Annotated in this window: 16 protein-coding genes and 3 pseudogenes; 11 read left to right on the top strand and 8 right to left on the bottom strand. The window is 73.4% G+C overall.

Going from position 1 to position 20,767, the window contains the following annotated elements; all coding sequences use genetic code 11:
- Nucleotides 1-66 precede the first annotated feature (66 nt).
- Complete coding sequence (locus ACFWWR_RS01535) at nt 67-906, top strand: SAM-dependent methyltransferase (RefSeq protein WP_383868224.1); 840 nt, start codon at nt 67-69, stop codon at nt 904-906.
- A 51-nt stretch (nt 907-957) separates the two neighbouring features.
- Here ACFWWR_RS01535 and ACFWWR_RS01530 read toward each other — a convergent pair whose 3' ends face one another.
- Nucleotides 958-2,106, bottom strand: a complete 1,149-nt coding sequence (locus ACFWWR_RS01530; protein ID WP_383868222.1) for a sensor histidine kinase — start codon at nt 2,104-2,106, stop codon at nt 958-960.
- Nucleotides 2,107-2,277: 171 nt separating this feature from the next.
- Here ACFWWR_RS01530 and ACFWWR_RS01525 point away from each other — a divergent pair, with 171 nt between their 5' ends.
- The 4 genes from ACFWWR_RS01525 to ACFWWR_RS01510 all read left to right on the top strand — a co-directional run bounded on the left by ACFWWR_RS01525 (nt 2,278) and on the right by ACFWWR_RS01510 (nt 6,207).
- Nucleotides 2,278-2,646: a DUF4333 domain-containing protein gene (locus ACFWWR_RS01525; protein WP_384301337.1), complete on the top strand. Its 369-nt coding sequence runs from the start codon at nt 2,278-2,280 to the stop codon at nt 2,644-2,646.
- A 19-nt stretch (nt 2,647-2,665) separates the two neighbouring features.
- Entirely contained in the window at nt 2,666-3,388 is a 723-nt protein-coding gene (locus ACFWWR_RS01520) for an ABC transporter ATP-binding protein (RefSeq protein ID WP_383868218.1), read from the top strand.
- Nucleotides 3,389-3,420: 32 nt separating this feature from the next.
- Nucleotides 3,421-5,439: an FtsX-like permease family protein gene (locus ACFWWR_RS01515; protein WP_384301588.1), complete on the top strand. Its 2,019-nt coding sequence runs from the start codon at nt 3,421-3,423 to the stop codon at nt 5,437-5,439.
- Nucleotides 5,440-5,511: 72 nt separating this feature from the next.
- Nucleotides 5,512-6,207 (top strand): response regulator, encoded by a 696-nt coding sequence (locus ACFWWR_RS01510; RefSeq protein WP_384301335.1) that lies wholly within the window; start codon nt 5,512-5,514, stop codon nt 6,205-6,207.
- Between the two features lie 7 nt (nt 6,208-6,214).
- Here the strand turns inward: ACFWWR_RS01510 and ACFWWR_RS01505 are convergent, their stop codons facing one another.
- Nucleotides 6,215-7,624 (bottom strand): cytochrome P450, encoded by a 1,410-nt coding sequence (locus tag ACFWWR_RS01505; protein WP_383868214.1) that lies wholly within the window; start codon nt 7,622-7,624, stop codon nt 6,215-6,217.
- Between the two features lie 272 nt (nt 7,625-7,896).
- On the opposite strand from ACFWWR_RS01505, the gene ACFWWR_RS01500 reads away from it, so the two are divergent.
- From ACFWWR_RS01500 to ACFWWR_RS01475, 6 genes and pseudogenes are all read left to right on the top strand, one after another.
- Nucleotides 7,897-8,748, top strand: a complete 852-nt coding sequence (locus ACFWWR_RS01500; RefSeq protein WP_384301333.1) for a hypothetical protein — start codon at nt 7,897-7,899, stop codon at nt 8,746-8,748.
- Between the two features lie 116 nt (nt 8,749-8,864).
- Nucleotides 8,865-9,677 carry an SAM-dependent methyltransferase gene (locus ACFWWR_RS01495; protein ID WP_383868210.1) on the top strand — a complete coding sequence of 271 codons (813 nt, stop codon included), beginning with the start codon at nt 8,865-8,867 and terminating at the stop codon, nt 9,675-9,677.
- A gap of 45 nt (nt 9,678-9,722) precedes the next feature.
- Complete coding sequence (locus ACFWWR_RS01490; protein WP_383868208.1) at nt 9,723-11,126, top strand: glutamine synthetase family protein; 1,404 nt, start codon at nt 9,723-9,725, stop codon at nt 11,124-11,126.
- 1 nt (nt 11,127) lies between these two features.
- Nucleotides 11,128-12,297 (top strand): amidohydrolase family protein, encoded by a 1,170-nt coding sequence (locus ACFWWR_RS01485; protein WP_383868206.1) that lies wholly within the window; start codon nt 11,128-11,130, stop codon nt 12,295-12,297.
- Nucleotides 12,298-12,339: 42 nt separating this feature from the next.
- Nucleotides 12,340-12,867: an NUDIX hydrolase family protein gene (locus ACFWWR_RS01480; protein ID WP_383868354.1), complete on the top strand. Its 528-nt coding sequence runs from the start codon at nt 12,340-12,342 to the stop codon at nt 12,865-12,867.
- Nucleotides 12,855-12,971, top strand: a pseudogene (locus ACFWWR_RS01475) (hypothetical protein); the annotation flags it as partial. The gene ACFWWR_RS01480 and the pseudogene ACFWWR_RS01475, both read left to right, overlap by 13 nt.
- Nucleotides 12,972-13,212: 241 nt before the next feature.
- Here ACFWWR_RS01475 and ACFWWR_RS01470 read toward each other — a convergent pair.
- The 6 genes and pseudogenes from ACFWWR_RS01470 to ACFWWR_RS01445 form a co-directional block, all read right to left on the bottom strand.
- Nucleotides 13,213-13,545, bottom strand: a complete 333-nt coding sequence (locus tag ACFWWR_RS01470; RefSeq protein ID WP_384301331.1) for a DUF2218 domain-containing protein — start codon at nt 13,543-13,545, stop codon at nt 13,213-13,215.
- 94 nt (nt 13,546-13,639) lie between these two features.
- Complete coding sequence (locus ACFWWR_RS01465) at nt 13,640-14,866, bottom strand: cytochrome P450 (protein ID WP_383868202.1); 1,227 nt, start codon at nt 14,864-14,866, stop codon at nt 13,640-13,642.
- 22 nt (nt 14,867-14,888) lie between these two features.
- Nucleotides 14,889-15,101, bottom strand: coding sequence for an MbtH family protein (locus tag ACFWWR_RS01460; protein WP_383868200.1), 213 nt, complete (start codon nt 15,099-15,101; stop codon nt 14,889-14,891).
- Nucleotides 15,098-18,994 (bottom strand): amino acid adenylation domain-containing protein, encoded by a 3,897-nt coding sequence (locus ACFWWR_RS01455; protein WP_384301329.1) that lies wholly within the window; start codon nt 18,992-18,994, stop codon nt 15,098-15,100. The genes ACFWWR_RS01460 and ACFWWR_RS01455 overlap by 4 nt, the downstream gene beginning before the upstream one ends.
- Nucleotides 18,995-19,025: 31 nt before the next feature.
- Nucleotides 19,026-20,363, bottom strand: a pseudogene (locus ACFWWR_RS01450) (condensation domain-containing protein); the annotation flags it as partial.
- 147 nt (nt 20,364-20,510) lie between these two features.
- Nucleotides 20,511-20,729, bottom strand: a pseudogene (locus tag ACFWWR_RS01445) (phosphopantetheine-binding protein); the annotation flags it as partial.
- Between the last annotated feature and the right edge of the window lie 38 nt (nt 20,730-20,767).

Below are 20,767 nucleotides of genomic sequence, written 5' to 3'. Positions count from 1 at the left end.
CGTGCCAGACTGCTCGAACGACCCGCCGAAGAATCCAGCGGGCCTCGTCGAGCAGAGGAGTACAGCGTGACCGAGCCGGCCGTCCAGCGGACCGACGCGAACCGGACCGGCACGAACCGGATCGACACCACCAGACCGCATCCGGCCCGGGTCTACGACTGGTTCCTCGGCGGCAAGGACAACTACCCGGTCGACGAGGAACTCGGCCGACAGATCACCTCGATCGACACCGGAGCCCCGCGGGCGGCGCGCGCCAACCGCCGGTTCATGCAGCGTGCCACGCGTCGGCTCGCCCGGGAGGCGGGAATCCGCCAGTTCCTCGACATCGGCACCGGCATACCCACCGAGCCCAACCTCCATCAGATCGCCCAGTCCGTCGCCCCGGACGCCCGGGTCGTCTACGTCGACAACGACCCGATCGTCCTGGCCCACGCCGAGGCTTTACTCCGCGGCACACCCGAGGGCGTGACGGAGTACCTCCAGGCGGACGCGCGCGATCCGCGGAGCATTCTCGAACAGACCCGCCGCGTCCTCGACTTCGACCGGCCCATCGCCCTGTCCCTGATCGCCCTGCTGCACTTCGTCGCGGACGAGGACGGCGCCTACGAGCTGGTGGACACCCTGGTCGAGGCCCTCGCGCCGGGCAGTTGCCTGGTGCTGTCGGCGATGACCGCGGACTTCGAGCCGGAGAACGTACGGCGGGGCATCGCCACGTATGCGGCGGGCGGGGTGACGCTGGTGGCCCGGTCGCAAGCCGAAATAGGCGGCTTCTTCAAGGGACTCGAGGTGATGGACCCGGGGATCGTGTCGGTCGCCGACTGGCATCCGGAGCTCGCCGCGACGGGTGAGAAGCCCGACGGGGAAGGGCCCGTGTCGCTGTACGGGGCCGTCGGACTCAAGCTCTGACGCCCTGGTCTTCGCATCCGCGACGCCCCCGGCCGCACCGGCTGGTCCCCTTCACGTGGGAAACACCGCCCGCACCTCCCAGCCGTGACCGGCGCGCGGCCCCGCGTGCAGGTCACCGCCCAGCGCCGTCACTCGCTCCTTCAGCCCGACGAGGCCGAAGCCACCGCCGTGCGCGGCGTCCGGGAGTTGGCTGCCGCCGCGGCCGTCGTCGGTGACCGAGACCTCCAGCCGACGCCCCTCGTGGCGCAGCCGGACGGTGATCCGGGTGGCGTCGCCCGCGTGGCGTCGTACGTTGGTCAGTGACTCCTGGACGACGCGGAAGGCGGCCGCCTGCACCTCGTGCGGGAGGTCGTCGCGGACGGTGGGGTCGCACAGCAGGGTGACCTGTTGGAGGGGACCGGCGAAGCCGTCGGTGAGACCGGCGATGCCCGCGAGGTCGCCCACCGGTCGGCGGTCGGCCGGTTCGGTGCCGGTGTCGCGCAGCACGCCGACCGTGCGGCGCATGGACGCCAGCGCCTCGGTCGCGGCGCGCTCTATTCCGGCGAGGACCGGGTCGAGGTCGTCCTGACGGGCGTCGGCCATCATGCGGGCCACCTGGGTCTGGACGAGGATCCCGGTGACGTGGTGGGCGACGAAGTCGTGCAGGTCGGCCGCGATGGCGAGGCGTTCCGAGCGGCGGGTCTCGCTGACGGCCACGGTCCGGCGGTAGTCCATGGACCGCAGATAGGCCGCGAACCCGGCGGCGAGGCCGATCAGGACCAGCCCGACCAGCATGAACCCCTGCATGGTGCCCGGCGTGCTGCGCAGGGCTCGCACCGGCAGCGCCAGGACGGCACCGCCGACGAGCACGCCGCACACCACGGCCGAGCGGCGCGGACAGTGCCGGACCGCGATGAACAACAGGCACAGCAGAATCGTCAGCTCGCCCGGGCCGAACAGAGCCCCCGGGTACTGCACCGAGGCGACCGTGTAGAAGCCGGAGACCACGGCCGGCACGGCGGTGCGCACCTGCGGGGTCAGCCAAGCGGGGCGCCGGTCGGCGGGCCACAGCACGGCGGCGCCACCGGCCAGCAGGACGGCCGCGGCCGGCCAGGGACCGACGTCCTGGCCGACGGAGTAGGCCAGGTCGACGGCGGCCGCACTGACGAGGGCGCCGACACCGAAGCCCCGGGCCAGGCCCCGGAGAGAAACGGACTTCATGCTGCTCACCGTATGCGGCACGGACGGCGGCGGGATCGGCCGAACGACCGAGGCGGCACCCCGCGAACCCTGACCTTATGGCCGAGGCGCGCGCCCGGACGCACGGGCGAGGGTGGAGCCACTTCCCGTGGTCACCTCGGCCTCAGGCGTCAGAGTCATCAGGAGTACGTGATGCAGCGCAAGTTCCTCGTCGGTGCGGTCGGCGGTGCGGCCGCCGTCGCCGCCCTCTTCGGTGTCGGCACCCATCTGCTGTCCGGAACCAAGTCGACCACCGGGCTCGACGGACAGTCCACGGAGTCGGTCGGCGGTCACAGGGCACTGGCGGCCAACGTCGTCGCGGGCCGCACCGAGAGCAAGTACCACCCGCTCCCCTGGGTCGGGGCGAAGGTCTCCGGCGTCACCTGCCCCACCGGGCTCAAGGCCGTGGTCGGGGCCTCCGTCACCTGCACCGGCAAGAAGAGTGACGGGAAGCCCGTCGACATCCCGGTCACCGTGGTGAAGGCCACGGCCGATTCCGTCACCTGGAAGTTCGAGCGCTAGAAAAGGGCCACGCCACATCATGAGCATCGTTCTGGCCGGTCAAGGCCTCGTGAAGAAGTACGGCTCGACCACCGCCCTGTCCGGCGTGGACGTCGAGGTCGGCGAGCGCGACTCGCTGGCGATCATGGGCCCGTCGGGGTCCGGCAAGTCCACGCTGCTGCACATCCTGGCCGGGATCGTCCGCCCGGACGGCGGCCAGGTGCTGTTGCGCGGCGAGCGAAGCGAGATGGGGGTCCCCCCGGCCGAAGGCTGGGGGCGGATCGACAAGCTGGGCGAGAACCGGCTCAGCGCCCTGCGCCGCAAGCGCTTCGGGTTCGTCTTCCAGTTCGGCCAGCTGCTGCCGGAGCTGCCCGCGGAGGAGAACGTGGCCCTGCCGCTGATGCTGGAGGGCACGCCCCGCGCGCGGGCCGTCGAGCAGGCCCGGCGTTGGTTCGCCCCGCTCGGTCTCGACGGGCTGGAGAGGCGCCGGCCCGGCCAGCTGTCCGGCGGCCAGGCCCAGCGGGTGGCGATCGCCCGCGCCCTGGTCGTCGAACCGGACGTGGTCTTCGCGGACGAACCGACCGGCGCGCTGGACCAGACCACCAGTACCGAGGTCGTCCGGCTGCTGACCTCGGTCACCCGCGACCAGGGCGCCGCCTTGGTCATGGTCACGCACGACGCGGATGTCGCCGCCCACTGCGACCGCATCCTCCAGGTCCGGGACGGCCGGATCAGCAACCACGACCAGTACACGGCCGCCTGATCCCCTCGCGCCGAGAACCTCCGGAGATGCCGATGCGTTCCCCCGTCCTGCCCCTGACCTGGCATCTGGCCCGGTCCGCCGGCCGCCGCGGCCTGCAGAGCCAGCTGCTGGCGGCCGGGGCCGCCGCCGTCGGCTCGTTCGTCATGCTGGTGATGATCGCCGCCGGCGTCGGCGCGGGCACCCGCGCCGACCACACCACATGGCGTACACCCGCCGCCGTACCGGCGAAGCAGGCCACCGCCGTCCAGGCGCTCGCCACGACGTACGTCCGCCACGAACCCGTGACCGTCGTCTCGCTGGCCCGCCTGCCCGGCCGCGGGAGCACCCCGGCCCCACCCGGCCTGGGCACCTTCCCCAGGACGGGCGAGGTGTTCGTCTCCCCCGCCCTGGCGGAGCTGCTGCGCAGGCTCCCCGCGAACCAACTGGCCGACCGCCTCCCGAGGGTGAAGTCGTACGGCACGATCGGCGCCGCCGGTCTCGCCTCGCCCGACGAGCTGGTCGCCGTGGTGGGCCGTGCGCCGAGCGATCCGGCGGTGTCCGAGGCGGCCAAGGGCGGCACCCTGTGGTTCGACGACGGCCAGGGCGCGCGTGCCGAGATCTCCGGGTTCGACGGTACGCAGAAGCTTCTGGTCACCAGCTCGGACAAGGGTGCGGTGCTGCTGGGCCTGGTGCTGCTGGCGATGCCCGTGATCGTGCTGTCCTCGGCGGCCGGGCGGCTCGGCGCGGCCCGGCGCGAGCAACGGCTGGCAGCGCTGCGTCTGGCGGGGGCAACACCCCGGCAGATCCTCACGATGACCGCGGTCGAGGCGGCGGCCGTCGGCGCGGCCGGAGCCCTGACGGGCGCGCTCGCGTACGTGGCACTGCTGCCGGTCCTGGCCGAAGTGCCCTACGGCGTCGGCGGCTGGTACACCGGTCAGCTGTGGGTGGGTCTGCCGTGGTGCGCGGCCGTGGTGGCCGGCGTCACCGTGCTCCTCACCGTCAGCGCGGTGTCGATGCTGCGCCAGGTGGCGACCGCGCCGCTGGGCGTCGCCCAGGAGGCGAATCCGCGCCGCACCCGCTGGATCCGGTTGGCCCTGTTCGCGGCGGCCCTGATCTACATCTGGCAGTCCGCGAGCGGCGGTGAGATGTCGTCCCGGCAGGCGCTCGTCCTGCTGGGGCTGTTCTACGGCACCTTCTGGCTGTTCGGCCCGTGGGTGGTGGACCGGCTGGGCCGGATCGCGGGCCGCTTCGCCCGCCGCCCGGCGACCCTGCTGGCCGCGCGGCGGCTCAGCGACGACCCGCGCGGCGCCTGGCGCACCGTCAGCGGGCTGGTGCTCGCCGGGTTCGTGGCCGGGTTCTTCTCCGTGAGCCAGCTGGGCGGCCTGTACGGCCTGGACTACCGGGAGCAGGTCGCCGTGACCAGCCCGAGCGCCGCCGCCGCCCGGCACGCCGCCACCGAGGCCCGCACGCTGCTCGACCGCGCGGGCATCACCGCGACGGTCACCACCGGCGGCGCCGACGACTCGGAGAACCTGCTGGGCGGCGGCCCGGGGGTGATCGCCCGTGTCCCGGGCGGTACGGAGCGGATCGACGCCGCTGTCACCGCTCTCACCCCCGTCGCGACGGGCACGCCCCCGTACACCGAGGACTACGCGACGGCGTACGACCGCACCGCCGTCGACCGCCTCTCCGCCGTCAGCACCGCCACCCTGGCCCTGAGCTTCGCCGTGGCGACCGCCTCGGCCGGCCTCACCGCGGCGGCGAACGTCCTGGACCGGCGGCGCGTCTACGGCCTGCTGCGGCTGGCCGGCACCCCGCTGCGGGTGCTGAACCGGGCCCGGGTGCGCGAGACGGTCCTCCCCCTGGTCGTCCTGGCCGGCGGCACCACCGCGACGGGCGTGTACGGCTCCTACAAGCTCAACAAGGCGGCCGACCTCACGATCAACGCCACCGGCGCCCTGCAACTGGCCGCCTGTGTGGTCATCGGCGCGCTGGCGATGTTCGCCGCCATCGCCGGCAGCAGACCACTGCTGCGGAAGGTGACGGCCGATCCGGCCCAGAGCGCGGACTGATGAACACGGGGGAGGTCCGCCGCACCTGTCGGCGGGCCTTTCTCCCACCCACCCCTGAGGCATGATCGAGCCATGACGAGCCCCACCCCGCCCGGCGCCCCCATCCGTGTCCTCATCGCCGACGACCAGGAGATGGTCCGTACCGGCTTCCGCTTCTTCCTGGACGCGCAGCCCGACATCACGGTGGTCGCCATGGCCGCCGACGGCGCGGAGGCGGTCGCCCTGGCCCGGAAGGTGCGGCCGGACGTGTGCCTGCTGGACATCCGGATGCCGAAGCTGGACGGGCTGGAGGCCACCCGGATGCTGGCGGGGCCCGAGGTGGCCGACCCGATGCGGGTGGTCGTGGTGACCACCTTCGACCTCGACGAGTACGTGTACGGGGCGCTGCGCGGCGGCGCGTGCGGGTTCCTGCTCAAGGACTCGGGGCCGACCCTCCTGGCGGAGGCGGTCCGCGCGGCCGCGGCCGGTGACTCCCTGGTCTCCCCGTCGGTCACCGTTCGTCTCCTGCGGCATGTCACCGAGACCCCGCAGGCGAACGCCCCGAGCCGCCCCGCGTTCCCGTCCGAGCCCCTCACCGACCGCGAACTCGACGTGGTCCGCCTGGTCGCCCTCGGCCGCACCAACGCCGAGATCGCCGCCGAGCTGTACGTCTCCCTGTCCACGGTCAAGACGCATCTGTCCAGCGTCCAGCTCAAGCTGGCGGCACGGAACCGGGTGGAGATCGCGGCCTGGGCGTGGCAGAACGGCCAGGTACGGACCGGATCCTGACCGGCGCTCAGCCCTCCGAGCGGATGAGCCCGGTCAGGTACCGCCACAGCGACGACCGGCGCTTGGCGGCCTGGTCCGGTACGTCCGTCGCGGGAGCCTCGGCGTCCTGGGGCGCCGGCACGTACCGTACGGCCGACGCGGCGAGTTCGTAGCGCACCGGCAGCGAGCGCAGCCCTCGCATGAACGGCGAGGAGCGCCAGGGCAGTTGGTCGGCCGGGAGGGCGAGTTCCAGGTGCCCGAAGCGTTCGAAGAGGCGGCTGACTCCCGCCGACGCGATCGTCGAGGCCAGTTCGCGGGAGGGACACTGGCGAGGCCCCGCGCCCCACGACAGGTGCGCGCGGCTGCTGATGGTGGAGGAACCCGGTGTCATCTGCCCGGCGAAGAGGGGGTCGGCGTGCGCGGCGGCCGACGAGACCCACACGGGGTCGCCTGCGTGGATGGTGTAGTTCCCGAGCCGGGTGTCCTTGGCCGCGAACCGCGGCACGAAGTTGACCAACGGCGGCTTGCGCATGACCACCCGGTTCATGGTCTCGCGGACCATCCCGGCGGACAGGGCGCTGCGCACTCCGCCCTCGCGCTCCCCGGAGATCACCTCGACCACGGTGTTGGAGATGAGGATGCCGACGTGGTCGGAGGTCATGCCGAGCAGCATGAACAGTTCCCTGGCCAGCTCGTCGACCGAGAGGTCCGGGTGGGCGGCCAGCAGGTGGGAGGGGAAGTCGTCGCCGGGCTGCTCGATCTTGGCGGCGGCCAGCTCCGAGAGCGTCTTCAGGAGCCGCTCCAGGGCGGGTTCCGCGTCCGGGCCGGCGTCCAGCACCCGCCACATGTCCATCAGGGCGTCGTCGCCCTGCGAGCCGGGGAAACCGAGCAGGTGGCTCGCCGCCATCAGGGGGAGCGGGCGGGAGAACTGGGCCGACAGGTCGGCCATACCCGTGCGGCCGCCCTGTGCGAGCAGGGTGATCAGCTCGTCGGCGTAGACCGTGACGGCCGCTTTGAGCCGCTTGGCCTGCGGGTTCCTCGGGTCCTGGAACGGCCGGAGTGCGGCGTCCCACGCGGCGCGCAGTGCGGGGTAGCCCGGGCCGCCCTGGATCAGTATGTGGTTGACCTCGAGGGAGGGACCGAGCGGCCAGTCGGCCGGCACCCTGCCCTCCGACCGGGCCCGCCACTTCTCCAGGCCCTTCGGCCAGCCGGTGTCGTCCTGCAGCACCTCGAGCGCCTCGCGGTAGCCCAGCACGAGCCAGGCGGGCACGCCCAGCAGGTCGACCGGCGCGACCGGCCCGTGCCGCTGTCGCAGCCGTTCGTAGACGAGCCCGGGACGCGTCTCGTAGTCCCGGGTCAGCAGGGGCTCCGGGTCCAGGGCTTCCAGCCGCGCGCCGCCCGGCGTCGGCTCCCCTTCGTCGACCACATGGAACTCCATCGTTCTGCCGTCCCCTTCGACACCGCCTGTAGCGGTCTGCAGCCTGTGCGTGGTTGCGGATCTCGGAGACCGTACCTCAGGCACCCCCCGAGTCCCACCCCCGGGGTACCAGCCGGTAACGACAAGCGCGCCGCCCCGCGGCGGCCCCGGCGGGCGGGCCGGGCGGGGCGTTCGCGTCGTCCGGCCGGTCACCCGAACAGGCCGGTGCGGTGGTGTGCCCAGGGGGCCGGTGGTGCGCTGGGGGCACGTCCGCGTCCTCAGGAGGCACAGGCATGACCGCTCGTCCGTCCCGTACTGTCCGGCTCCTCTCCTCGGCCCTGGCGGCGGGCGCACTGCTGACCGTCGCGGCCTGTTCGGACGAGGACGGCGGTTCGGCGGCCTCCGACGTCGCCGCGTCGCCCGTGGCCGAGCGGTCGCGTGCCGCCTCGCCGTTGGCCGCGAAGTCGCCGACCGTCTCGCCGGCCGGCCGTCTCACCGCGGCCGGGGCCCGGGCCGCGCTGGTCACCGAGGCCGACCTGGAGGACGACTGGGCGCAGGTGAGCGACAAGGAGGCCGCGTCGTGGCGCGAGAGTCTGCTCGTCGGCAAGGTCGACGTCGCGGAGTTCCTGACCGCCAAGTCCGACGCCGCCGACTGCCAGAAGCTGCTCGACACCCTCTACAGCGACGACCTGCTGGGCAAGCCGTCCGGGGCGGGCGCGCTGAGGGGCTTCGAACAGGGTGACTCCCGCCTTCTCCAGCAGGTCGCCGCCTACGACAAGGTGGCCCTCGACGAGTCCCTGGCCTGGCTGAAGACCCTGCCCACCGAGTGCGACCAGTTCACGGCGACCGATGACACGGGCGACGAGCGCACGGTCCAGGTGACCGAGACCTCCGTGCCGAACGTGGGCGACGCCCGGCAGGGACTGCACATCACCGTCCAGGGCACGGCCGCCGACGCGCCCGCCACCCTCACCCTGGACGTCGCCGTCGTACGGGTGGGCACCGACGCGATCACCGTCACCGCCGGCGGTCTCGCCGGGGGCGAGGACGACTCGGTCGAGCGGGCGGTCCAGCAGGGCACCGCGCGGCTGAAGGACGTCCAGGCGGGCCGTACGCCCTCCCCGGACCCCGGCGGGATCGACTGATCCCTGGAGGCCCGTCCCCTTCCGCACCGCGTTTCCGCTCGGCCGTTTCCGGGACAAGCTGATCATCGGACGGCACAATGGCGGCGACGGACGCGGGCGCGAGAAGGAGCAGTGACGTGAGCGAGAGCGACACCCCGTCAGGCCGATCGGCGAGGCTCAACACCGGTGTGGCGCACAACGCACGCGTGTGGAACTACTGGATCGGCGGCAAGGACAACTACGAGGTCGACCAGCAGGTCGGCGAGCACGTCGCCAAGATGTTCCCGATCATCCGGGACATCGCCCGCGCCGACCGCTGGTTCCTCGGCCGGGCGGTCCGGTTCCTCACCGCCGAGCAGGGAGTCCGTCAGTTCCTCGACATCGGCACCGGGCTGCCGACGGTGGAGAACACCCACGAGATCGCCCAGCGGATCGCGCCCGAGTCGCGGATCGTGTACGTCGACAACGACCCCATCGTGCTGGTGCACGCCCGCACCCTGCTCACCAGCACCTCCGGCGGCGTCACGGACTACATCGACGCCGACGTCCACGACCCGGACGCCATCCTCGAACGGGCCGCACGGACCCTCGACTTCGGCAAGCCGGTCGCGGTGATGATGCTGGGCATCCTCAACTTCGTCCTCGACACCGGGGAGGCGCGGGACATCGCGCGCCGCGTCATGGCCGAGCTGCCCTCCGGCAGTTACCTGGCGCTGACGCATCCCACCTTCGACGCCGACCTCGGCGGCGAGGGACAGATCCCGGCCATGAAGTTCTGGAACGAGAACGCGACACCGCCGATCTGCGCCCGCAGCCGCGAGGACATCGCCGCCTTCTTCGAGGGACTGGAGCTGCTGGAGCCGGGGCTGGTGTCGTGCTCGCAGTGGCGTGCCGAGCCCGGCTCCCCCCTCGTGGTACCGCAGTTCGGCGCGGTGGCCGTGAAACCCTGACGCTGACGCCGCCGCCGATCCGGCCGAGCTCGTCGTGGAGGACAGATGACCACCCTTGCCGATCCCGTCCCCGGCGGACGTCCCGGAGAGGCCGAACGGGCCGCCGCGCTCGCCGACGAGCTGGCCGGGCGGGGTGTGCACGGCATCGTCCTCTCCTACGTCGACACCGCGGGCGTCACCCGGGTCAAGACCGTCCCGACGGCGCGGCTGGCGGCGGCGGTGACCTGGGGCGTCGGCATGTCGCCGGTGTTCGACACCTTCCTCGCCGACGACTCGATCGTCGCCACCGACGTGCTGGGCTCGCCGGACGGTGATCTGCGGCTGTATCCCGACCTCGACCACCTGGTGGCGCTGGTCGGGCAGCCCGGCTGGGCGTGGGCGCCGGTGGACCGGATCACGCAGGAGGGCGAGCCCCATCCGGGGTGCGGCCGCACCGTGCTGCGGCGGATCGTCCGGGAGGCCGCCGAGCGCCACGGCCTCGCCTTCAAGGCGGGCATCGAGGTGGAGTGGGCCGTCGGTCAAGGGCCGTCGGCCGACGGGGACTTCGTGCCCGCGACGACGGGACCGGCGTACAGCGCCACCCGGCAGGTCGAGCTCAGCGACTACACCGCCGACCTGTTGGCCGCGTTCGCCGCGCAGGGCGTGGAGGTCGAGCAGCTGCATCCCGAGTACGCGGCCGGCCAGTTCGAGGTGTCGGTGGGCGCGCTCGACCCGGTGGCGGCGGCCGACCGCAGCGTGCTGGTCCGGCAGACGATCCGCGCGGTGGCGGGGCGCCACGGCCTCGTCGTCTCCTTCGCCCCGGCGGTCTTCGCCCAGGGCGTCGGCAACGGCGGCCACGTCCACCTGTCCGCCTGGCGCGACGGCGTGAACCTGCACTCCGGGGGCGGTGGCCGGTACGGCATGACGGCCGAGGCCGAGTCCTTCGCGGCGGGCATCCTGGCCCGTCTCCCCGCGCTCACGGCGCTGACCGCGCCGAGTCCCGCGAGCCGGCTGCGGCTCCAACCGTCCCAGTGGGCCGGGGTGTTCACCGCCTGGGGCCGGGAGACCCGCGAGGCGGCGCTGCGGGTGGTCACGGGGACCGCGGGGGTCCGCGACCGGGCCGCGAACCTTGAGGTCAAGCCGGTCGACCTGGCCGCCAACCCCTATCTCGCGCTGGCCTGCCTGATCGCTGCCGGTCTGGACGGCCTGACCTCGTCCGCGCCGCTGCCCGAGGAGATCACCGGGGATCCGGCCCGGCTGGACGCCGGGAAGGCGGCGGCCCGGGGCGTACGACGGCTGCCGACCTCCCTGTCCGAGGCCGTCGAGGCGTTCCGCGCCGACGAGTTGCTGCGGGCCGCCCTGGGCCCCGTCCTCGCCGACGCGGTGATCGCCGTACGCCTCGGGGAGGTCGCGGCCGTCGCCGGGCTGGACGACGAGGGCGTGGCGGCGGCGTACCGCTGGAAGTACTGACATGGGCGCGGGACCCGTGCACGAGACACTCGCCGCAGTGCGGCTGGTGGACCACCACTGCCACGGGGTGGTCGCCGCCGACCTCGACCGGGCGGGCTTCGAGTCTCTGCTCACCGAGGGCGGGGTCTGGCCCGGGATCTCGCCGTTCGACAGTCCGGTCGGTGTGGCCGTCCGCCGCCACTGCGCTCCTCTCCTGGACCTGCCGCGCCACGCGGCCCCCGAGGAGTACGTGGCGCGGCGGGCCGAACTGGGTGCGCGCGAGGTGAACCGCCGGTTCCTCGCGGCCGCGGGCACCGAGGTGTTCTGCGTCGACACCGGGTTCACCCCGGACCGCCTCACCGCGCCGCGGGAGCTGGCCGAGGCGGCGGGCGGGACGGCGTACGAGGTGGTACGGCTGGAGGCCGTGGCCGAAGCGGTGGCGGCGGGCGGGGTGGAACCGGACGAGTACGCCGAAGCGTTCCGCGCGGCCGCTCTGGAGGCCGTCTCGCGGCCGGGCGTGGTGGCGGTGAAGTCGGTCGCCGCCTACCGCACCGGCTTCGACCTGGACCCGGTGAGGCCCTCGGACACGGAGGTCACCGCAGCGGCCCGGCGCTGGCTCGCCGACGGCGGCGGCCGACTGGCCGATCCGGTCCTCGTACGGCAGCTGCTGTGGACCGCCGTGGATCTGCGGCTGCCCCTCCAGCTGCACACGGGCTTCGGCGACGCGGACATCCGGCTGCACCGGGTGGACCCCACCCACCTGACGGACTGGCTGCACCTGACCGCCGGCGCGATCCCCGTCCTCCTGCTGCACTGCTGGCCCTACCAGCGGCAGGCGGCCTACCTGGCGGCCGTGTTCGAACGGGTGTACCTCGATGTGGGGCTCACCCTGCACTACGTCGGCCCCGCCCGGGCCGGGGCGGTTCTGGCGGAGGCGACGGAGATCACGCCGTTCCGCAAACTGCTGTACAGCTCGGACGCGTACGGTGTGGCCGAGTTCTACCATCTCGGCGCGCTGGCCTTCCGGCACGGCCTGGCCGGCCTGCTCCAGGAGCGGGTGGACGCCGACGAGCTGAGCCTGCCGGACGCGCTGCGGATCGCGGCGTGGGCGGGCGGCGACAACGCGCGCCGCCTCTACGGACTTCCCCCGACCGACCCCGATCCCCCTCGTCCCAGTCCCCACCGCGACTGAGCGTTCGCGAATCCCGGAAAGTATGATCAAGCAATGTCTGACATGACCGATACCACGCCCGGCTGGCTCACTTCCGACGAGCTCGAGATGGCGCGCGCCCGGATGCCGATCCTCTACGTCGAGGCCGTGCCCGTGCGCGTCGACGACAGCGGCGAAGTCACCAGCGTCGGCCTGCTGCTGCGCATCGGGTCCGACGGAACGGTCAGCCGGACTCTGGTCTCCGGCCGCGTCCTGCACCACGAACGGGTCCGCGACGCCCTGCTGCGTCACCTGGAGAAGGACCTCGGCCCGATGGCGCTGCCCCGGATCCCGTCCTCCCTGCAGCCCTTCACCGTGGCCGAGTACTTCCCCACGCACGGCGTCACGCCGTACCACGACCCCCGTCAGCACGCCGTGTCCCTCGCCTACGTCGTCCCGGTCAGCGGCGACTGCCGCCCCCGGCAGGACGCCCTCGACCTGGTCTGGTTCAGCCCGCAGGACGCCCTGTCGCCCGCGATGCAGAGCGAGATGCCGGGCGGGCACGGCGTGCTGCTCAAGCAGGCGCTGGCGCACGTGGGCTGCTCGGTCTGAGCGGTCCGGCGGCGGCCGGGCCGGTCGTCGTCGTCGTCGTCGGTGCGGGGATCGCCGGTTCGTCGATCGCGTACCACCCTGGCCCGCCGCGAGCCCCCGTGACCCTGGTCGACCGGGGGCCGGCCCCGGCCACGGGTGTGACCGGTGGGTCCTTCGCGCGGATCGGCGGGTGCGGAGGCGGCCGGCCGGGCGGCGCGCGCGATCTGCGGGGGCCGTCCTGGCCGGCCACCGGCGCCTCGCGTCCGAGCTGCCGGAGGCCGCCGCCGAACCGCGCCGGTGCCGGTTGGTGCGCGGCGCGGGCCGACGCGCACAGTCACTCCGCGCTGCACGGGCCGCCGCGCGAGGTCACTCCGGGTCTTCGGGCCTGCGCTGGGTCGTGCCGGGCTCGCCCGTGTCCCGCCGCCACTCGACGACCAGTTCGTCCTTCGTACCGAAGCGGACCAGGTGGCGGCCTACGACGTCTTCGAGGAGGTCGAGGTGTTCGGCCTCCGTCTCCACGGCGAGCAGCAGGGCGCCGTCGACCGCGGTGAGCGAGCCGGTTCCGTTCTGGAAGATCAGTCGGCCCTCGCCGGTCTCCTCGTCCCAGTGGGTCTCGCTGCGCCGGCTCAGGTGGGAGGCGAGTTGTTTGGCGTAGCGGTGCGGTCGGTCGGTGACGACGCGGGCTTCGGAACGGGGCATGGCGTACTCCGGGGATGGCGGTGTGGTGCGGCGAACGTCTCGATGGTGCCGCAGTGGCGCGCGGAACAAGCACCTTCGTGCGTGAGAGCCGGGTTCACGTGCCCTTCAGCGTGAGCGGCAGCGAACTGATGCCGCTGAGGAAGTTGGAGTAGACCGGCCGTGCCGGGCCCGTCTGCTCCCACTGCGCCACCAGGTCGCGCAGGCCTTCGAGGACGGCACCGATCTCGGCCCGGGCCAGGTAGGCGCCGAGGCAGAAGTGCGGGCCGTAGGCGAAGGTGACGTGCTTGTTGGGCGTACGGTCCAGCCGCAGCCGGCCGGGGTCGCCGAAGACGCGCTCGTCGTGGTTGGCGGAGGCGTTCCACACGGTGACGATGTCCCCGGCCCCGACGTCCCGCCCGCCGACGACGGTGTCAATGGTCGCGGTGCGCCCGGAGTGCAGGGCGGGGGTCGTCCAGCGGAGCATCTCCTCGACGGCGGTGTCGATGCGGGCGTCTCCGCGTCTGAGCGCCTCCCACTGGTCACAGTGGTCCAGGAGGGCGAGGACGGCACCCACCATGGACAGGCGGGCCGTCTCGTCGCCGCCGAGGAGCAGGCTGTAGCAGTTGAGCATGATCTCGTCGTCGTCCAGCGGCAGCCCGTCCACCCGGCTGCTCGCCAGCAGCGCGATGACGTCGGCGTGCGGGCCCTCGCGCCGCTCGCGGGCGAGGTTCGCGAAGTAGAGCAGGATCTCGCTCTTGGCGATCCACGCGTCGGCCGCCGTGCTGTCGGCGTGGTGCGAGCCCAGCGCCGAGGACGTCAGACTCAGGACGTGGGCCCGGTCGCTGTCGGGCACGCCGAGCAGGTCGCAGATCGCGCCGAGCGGGATGCCCGCGGCCACGTCGGCGGCGAAGTCGCAGCTGCCCTTGTCGATCGCGTCCCGCAGCAGCCGCTCCACCGTGCTCCGCACGCTCGCGACGATCGGCTCCAGGGCACGTGGTGTGAACGCGGACATCAGCAGTCGGCGCAGCCCGGCGTGGCGCTCGCCGTCGGTGATCGCGAGCATGCGGCCGGCCGCGGAGTCGCCGCCGGCGAGCAGGGTCTCCAGGACGTTGCCGCCCTCGGAGGTGAAGCGGGTGCTGTCCCGGTACACGGCGGTGACGTCGGCGTGCCGGGTCACCACCCAGAAGCCGGGCGCCGAGCCGGTCGCCGGGTTCCAGTGGACCGGCTCGTGCTCCCGCAGGTGGCGCCATACGGCGGACAGGTCGCTCTCGGCGTGCAGCCGCGGGTCGGCCAGGTCGAGCGTGTCGAGCTCCTCCGGGGCGATCGTCCGCCGCGTGCTCATCTTCTCGTCTCCCCGTGGTCCGTCACTCACCCATGGCCCGGATCAGGCTCTGGGGACGCATGTCGGTCCAGTGCTCCTCGACGTACGCCAGGCAGTCCTGGCGGCTCGCGCGGCCGTGGACGACGGTCCATCCGGCCGGGACCTCGGCGAAGGCCGGCCACAGCGAGTGCTGGCCCTCGTCGTTGACCAGGACGTGGTGCTCGAGGGTGTCGTCGTCGAACGGGTTGATGGTCATGCGGAGTTGCTCCTGTCGGGTGCGGAGGTGGGGGTGCGTAGTGCTCGGTCGAGGGCGGGTCCGATCCGGTCCAGCGCCGCGGGCCGGGTCAGTTCGCCGTGGGCGCAGGGAACGTCGTGGTTGTCGACGCGGCCCGAGACGTACGGCCGCCAGGTGCGGTGCCGTTCCGGGTGGGCGTCGGGATCCTGTGCGGCGGCGAAGAACAGCAGGTCGCCGCGGTACGAGGCGGGGGTGAACTCCTCCAGCAGACGGCGGTTGTTCGCCGTCACTTCGACGAGAGCCGCGAGTTCGTCGTCGTCCAGGCTGCCCGGCAGGTCGGGCACGGCGCGCACCAGCTCGGCGAACCGGGCATCGGTCAGCTCGTCCGGTGACGGCGGCACCTCCCGCCCCAGGATGGTGAGCAGGCCGCGCAGCACGGCCGGCCGGCCGGTGGGACGCGGTTCCCGTCCGGTCCACGCGCCGGGGAAGGAGTCGAGCATCGCGAGCAGGGCGACCCGCTCCCCCTGCGCCTGGAGTGCCGTGGCGACGCCGTGGGCGACGAGACCGCCCATGGAGTAGCCCAGGAGGTGGTAGGGGCCGCGCGGCTGGACCTCTCGGATCCGTGCCGTGTGGTCGGCGACGGCCTCGGCCAGGGTGTCCGAACGCTCGGCTCCCGGGACCAGTCCGCGGGACTGGAGTCCGTACAGTGGCCGGTCCGCGTCGAGGTGGCGGGTGAGTCCGGCGAAGCCCCAGGCCAGTCCGGAGGCCGGCGGGAGGCAGAAGAGCGGTTCTCGGTCACCGTGGGTGCGCAGCGGGAGTACGACGTCCAGCGCGGCCGCGGCCCCGGATGTCGCGGTGCTGCCGGTCAACCGTCGGGTCAGGGCCGCCACGGTCGGCGTCTCGAAGACCGCCCGCGCGGGCAGCCCGGTGCCGAACTCCGTACGGATCCTGGTGGTCAGCCGGGGAGTCAGCAGGGAGTGCCCACCGAGGTCGAAGAAGCTGTCGTGGACGCCGACTTGGAGAGGATCGAGGCCGAGGACGTCCGCGAAGAGCGCCCGCAGCCGCCGCTCCCGCTCGGTGCGCGGGGTGCCGCCCGCCACGGGGGCCGGTGTCCCGGGAGCGGGCAGGGCCTTGCGGTCCAGCTTGCCGCTGACGGTGAGCGGCAGTCCGTCCAGGACGACGACCGCGGCGGGCACCATGTGGGCGGGCAGCGTCCGGGCGAGGTGGGCTCGCAGCAGGGCGGGCTGGGCGGCCGTCACGGCGTAGCCGACGAGCTGCTTCTCGCCGCGTCGGTCCTCGTGCACGGCGGCCGCCGCCTTCGTCACGTCCGGGTGCGCCGCCAACGCGGTCTCGATCTCGCCGAGTTCGACGCGGAAGCCGCGGATCTTCACCTGGTGGTCGGCCCGGCCGAGGAACCGCAGCTGTCCGTCGAAGCCGCGCACCGCGAGATCGCCGGTCCGGTACATCCGCTCCCCCGGGCCCCCGAACGGGTCGGGCACGAACCGCTCCCCGGTCGGTCCGGGCCGGCCCAGATAGCCGCGGGCCGGTCCGCCGCCCGCCAGGTACACCTCTCCCGGCACGCCGTCGGGCACGGGTTGCAGGGCCTGGTCGAGGAGGTGGAGGCGGTTGCGGGCGAGGGGGCGTCCGAGGGGCGGCGGGCCTTCCTTGCCGGACGCGTCGATGTCCGACTGCCAGGCGGTCGCGTAGACGGTGGCCTCGGTGGGCCCGTAGAAATTGATGATCCGGGCTCCGGGGAAGGCGGCTTCGAGGTCGGCGAGGAGCTGCTCGGGGATCGGTTCGCCGCCCAGTGCCACGACCCGGGGCGAGATGCCCGGGCGGTCGGCGACCACGGTGGCCATGACCGAGGGCACTCCGCTGATCAGGCTCGCGTCCCGGCCCTCTCCCGCGGTGAGTGCCAGCAGGTTCTCGACGATGTCGATCCGGCCGCCGCACAGCAACGGTGAGAAGATCTCGAACACCGACACGTCGAAGTTGAGCGAGGTGGAGAACAGCACCTTGGCCAGTCGCTCGGGGCCGAGCGTGGTGTGCGTCCACTCGACGAACTCGACGATGCTCCCGTGGGTTTCCGCCACACCCTTGGGGCGGCCGGTGGAGCCGGAGGTGTAGGTGACGCAGGCGAGGTTGCCGGGGAAGACCCTGGGTGCGGGCACCGGGTCTTGATGGTCCGTCGCATCCGGAAGGCACACCGTGGTCCCCTCGGGCAGCACCGCCGCCGTCTCCTGGGTGGCGAGGACGACGACCGGCCGGGCGTCCTCGACGAGATACGCGAGGCGGTCGGGCGGATAGGCGGGATCCAGCGGCAGATAGGCGCCACCGGTCTTCAGGACGCCGAGGACCGCGGCGACCAGGTCGGCGGTGCGCGGCAGCGCGATGCCGACGACCCGCTCGGGTCCGGCGCCGAGTGCCAGGAGCCGACGGGCCAACCGGTCGGCTCTCTCGTCCAGTTCGCGGTACGACAGGGTCTCGCCCTGGCACTTCACGGCCTCGGCGTCCGGGGTGGCCGCGACCTGGGCCGCCCACAGGCCGGTGAGTGTGCCGGTCGTCGGGAGGGCGGCTTCCCGGTGGCGTTCGGGGCGGGAGCCCAACCCGATGCGGCCCAGCGGGAGTTCCGGGTTGGCCGCCATGGCCTGGAGGATCCGTACGAGGCGGTCGAGCGTGGCGTCGGCCCAGTCGGCGTGGAAGAGGTCGGGCCGGTGGGCCAGTCGGAAACGCGGCCGGGGTCCCGGGAGCGCCACGAGGGTCACGGGATAGTGGGTGGCGTCCCGGCCGCCCGTTCCGGCGACCCGCATCCCCTCGCCGGGGTCCGTCTCCTGCTCGTCCGTCGGATAGTTCTCGAACACGACGAGCGTGTCGAAGAGTTCGGGGACGCCGGCCGCCCGCTGAATGTCGGCGAGGCCCAGGTGATGGTGGTCGAGGAGACGGACGTATCCGTCTTGGACCCGGCGCAGCAGCTCACTCGGCGGTTCGTCGGGGCGCAGCCGGATCCGGGTGGGGATGGTGTTGATGAACAGGCCGACCATGGACTCGACGCCGGGCAGCTCGGCCGGGCGGCCGGAGACGGTGGCGCCGAAGACGACGTCGTCGCGTCCCGTCGTACGGCTGAGCAGGATCGCCCAGGCGGCCTGGACGAGGGTGTTGACGGTGACGCCGAGCCGGTGGGCAACGGCGGTCAGAGCCGTGCCGGTTTCGGTCGACAACTCGGTTCGGGCCTGGGCGAGTTCGCCCGAGCCTCGGCTGTCGAAGGCGTGCGGCGCCAGGCGGGTCGGTTCCGTCACTCCGGCCAGCGCGTCCCGCCAGGCGGCTTCGGCGGCCGTACGGTCCCGGCGGCCGAGCCAGTCCAGAAAGGTGCGGTAGGGCGGGGCGGGCGGGAGTGCGGTGGGGGCGCCGCCCGCCTCGTACAGGGCGAGGAGTTCGCGCAGGAGGACGGAGACCGACCAGCCGTCGAGCAGGATGTGGTGGTGGGTGATCAGGAGGCGGTGCCGCTCTTCCCCGATGCGGGCCAGGGTGCAGCGCAGCAGTGGCGGGGTGGCCGGGTCGAAGCCGCGGTGGAGATCCTCGTCCAGCAGGCGGGCCCACTCCGCGTCGGTGTCCGGGCCGGGCCCGGTGAGGTCGGTCTCGGTCCACGGGAGCGTGGCCCGGCGGGGCACGACCTGTACCGGCTGGCCGCCGCGGCGGCGCCGGAAGGCCGCGCGGAGGGTCGGGTGGCGGTCCAGCAGGGCCTGGGCGGCGGCCCGCAGCCGGGCGGCGTCCACGACGCCGTCGAGGTCGAAGACCAGTTGGACCAGGTACACGTCCCGGGCGTCCCGCTCGTGTTCGTACCCGGCGTGGAAGAGCAGGCCTTCCTGGAGCGGGGTCAGGGGCAGGACGTCGACCGGCGCGGGCTGGGTGACCATGGGGTTTTCTCACCGTCTCCTTGGGGTGGTGCTAGCCGTCGAGGCCGGCGGCGAGTTCGTCGAGTTCGTCCTGGGACAGGTCCGTCAGGGGCGCGGCTCCGTCCGCCCGTACGACGAGCGCGGTGAGCGCCGCGAACCAGCTGTCGGCCAGGGCGCGCACTTCCGGCTCGGTCAGGACGCCGTCGGGCCACGTCCAGTCGGCGACCAGACGGGGGCCGGTGTCCAGGTCGTGGACGACCGCGTTGAGGTCGAGGGTGTGGGCGGTACCGAGGCCGGGCTCGGTCCCACTGCCGAGCGACCCGGACTCCGGGGCGAAGGCCCACTCGGCGGCATGGCCGGGGGCGGCGAAACGGCCCAGGTAGTTGAAGCCGATCGCGGGAGCCGGGTGCTCGCTGAGGCCGGGGGCGGTGTCGGGATTGAGGTGGCGCAGGAGCCCGAAGCCGATCCCACGGTCGGGCAGTTCGCGCAGCCGCTGCCCGACGCGCCGGGCAGCGGTCTCGGCGGCGGGTCCGGCGGCCAGGGCGTCAGAGAGGTCGAGACCCGTCAGGTCGAGGTGGACCGGGTAGAGCGAGGTGAACCAGCCGACCGTGCGGGACAGGTCCAGTCCGGGTGTCAGCTCCTCACGGCCGTGTCCCTCGACGTCGACCAGAACGTGCTCGGTGCCCTGCCGGTCGGCGACGGCGAGAGCGAGGCCGGTGAGCAGAACCTCCTGCGTGCCGGTGCCGAAGGTGGACGGGACGGTGGTCAGCAGCGGTCCCGTCGTCCCGGCCGGCAGGGTGAGGCGGAGCGAGCGCAGGCCGGCGGCGGTGTCCCGGGCCGGGTCCAGCGGGCGGCCTCCCAGCGGGGTGCGGGGGGCGGCGAGGACACGGCGCCACAGCCCGGCCTCGGCGACCCGCTCGGGCCGCCGGGCCTCCTCGCCGAGCAGTGCCGACCAGCGGCGGAACGACGTACCGACCGGTGGGAGCTTCGGGGTACGGCCCTGAGCGAGGGCCGCCCAGGCCGCCGCCAGGTCGGGCACGAGGATCCGCCAGGACACGCCGTCCACGGCCAGGTGGTGGACGACGAGCAGCAGCCGCCCCGCGCGGTCGGGGCCCGCGTCGAACCACACGGCCCGCACCATCACCCCGGCCGCCGGATCGAGCAGGCCCGGCACCCGTTCGGACTCCTCGGCCACGGCCGCGCGCAGGTCGTCGATCCTTGAGACGTCCCTGCGGTCGAGCAGATCGGCGGCGCGCACACAGCCGGCCGCGTCGGCCACGTCGAGTTCGCCGTCCTGGGTGAGCCGGGCGCGCAGCATGGCGTGGTGGTCGATCAGGGCTTGCAGGGCCGCGGTCAGGCGCGGCTGTTCGGCGCCCGCCGGGACCGTCAGGAGGACGGTCTGGCTGAGCCGGTCGATCGGTCCGCCGCGTTCCAGAAGCCACCGCATCACCGGCGTGAGAGGCAGGGCCCCGACTCCGTCGTCCTCGTCCGAGCCGCTTCCCGCTCCGACCGGCCCCCGCGCCACCGCCGCCAGGCCGGCCACCGTCTGCTGTTCGAACACGTCACGCGGGCTGATCACCACGCCTGCCTCCGCCGCCCGGCTGACCAGCCGGATGGAGGAGATGCTGTCTCCGCCGAGAGCGAAGAAGCCCTGGTCCAGTGGCACGTCGGAGCCGGACAGCTTGAGGAGGTCGCGGAAGAGGCCGGCCAGGACGCGTTCGGCTTCCGTCGCGGGCCCGCGGCCGTCACCGGGCACCGCGGTCGCCGTGGGCGCGGGCAGCGCCTTGCGGTCGA

Source organism: Streptomyces sp. NPDC058678, from assembly GCF_042714835.1.
Classification (GTDB): domain Bacteria; phylum Actinomycetota; class Actinomycetes; order Streptomycetales; family Streptomycetaceae; genus Streptomyces.
This window is presented reverse-complemented; position numbering and strand designations above follow the sequence as displayed.

Coding starts and splice junctions, on each gene's coding strand:
- ACFWWR_RS01525 (WP_384301337.1), top strand. CDS start 2,278: ATGCAGCGCAAGTTCCTCGTCGGTGCGGTCGGCGGTGCGGCCGCCGTC.
- ACFWWR_RS01500 (WP_384301333.1), top strand. CDS start 7,897: ATGACCGCTCGTCCGTCCCGTACTGTCCGGCTCCTCTCCTCGGCCCTG.
- ACFWWR_RS01470 (WP_384301331.1), bottom strand. CDS start 13,545: ATGCCCCGTTCCGAAGCCCGCGTCGTCACCGACCGACCGCACCGCTAC.
- ACFWWR_RS01485 (WP_383868206.1), top strand. CDS start 11,128: ATGGGCGCGGGACCCGTGCACGAGACACTCGCCGCAGTGCGGCTGGTG.
- ACFWWR_RS01515 (WP_384301588.1), top strand. CDS start 3,421: ATGCGTTCCCCCGTCCTGCCCCTGACCTGGCATCTGGCCCGGTCCGCC.
- ACFWWR_RS01520 (WP_383868218.1), top strand. CDS start 2,666: ATGAGCATCGTTCTGGCCGGTCAAGGCCTCGTGAAGAAGTACGGCTCG.
- ACFWWR_RS01530 (WP_383868222.1), bottom strand. CDS start 2,106: ATGAAGTCCGTTTCTCTCCGGGGCCTGGCCCGGGGCTTCGGTGTCGGC.
- ACFWWR_RS01510 (WP_384301335.1), top strand. CDS start 5,512: ATGACGAGCCCCACCCCGCCCGGCGCCCCCATCCGTGTCCTCATCGCC.
- ACFWWR_RS01505 (WP_383868214.1), bottom strand. CDS start 7,624: ATGGAGTTCCATGTGGTCGACGAAGGGGAGCCGACGCCGGGCGGCGCG.
- ACFWWR_RS01455 (WP_384301329.1), bottom strand. CDS start 18,994: ATGGTCACCCAGCCCGCGCCGGTCGACGTCCTGCCCCTGACCCCGCTC.
- ACFWWR_RS01465 (WP_383868202.1), bottom strand. CDS start 14,866: ATGAGCACGCGGCGGACGATCGCCCCGGAGGAGCTCGACACGCTCGAC.
- ACFWWR_RS01460 (WP_383868200.1), bottom strand. CDS start 15,101: ATGACCATCAACCCGTTCGACGACGACACCCTCGAGCACCACGTCCTG.
- ACFWWR_RS01480 (WP_383868354.1), top strand. CDS start 12,340: ATGACCGATACCACGCCCGGCTGGCTCACTTCCGACGAGCTCGAGATG.
- ACFWWR_RS01490 (WP_383868208.1), top strand. CDS start 9,723: ATGACCACCCTTGCCGATCCCGTCCCCGGCGGACGTCCCGGAGAGGCC.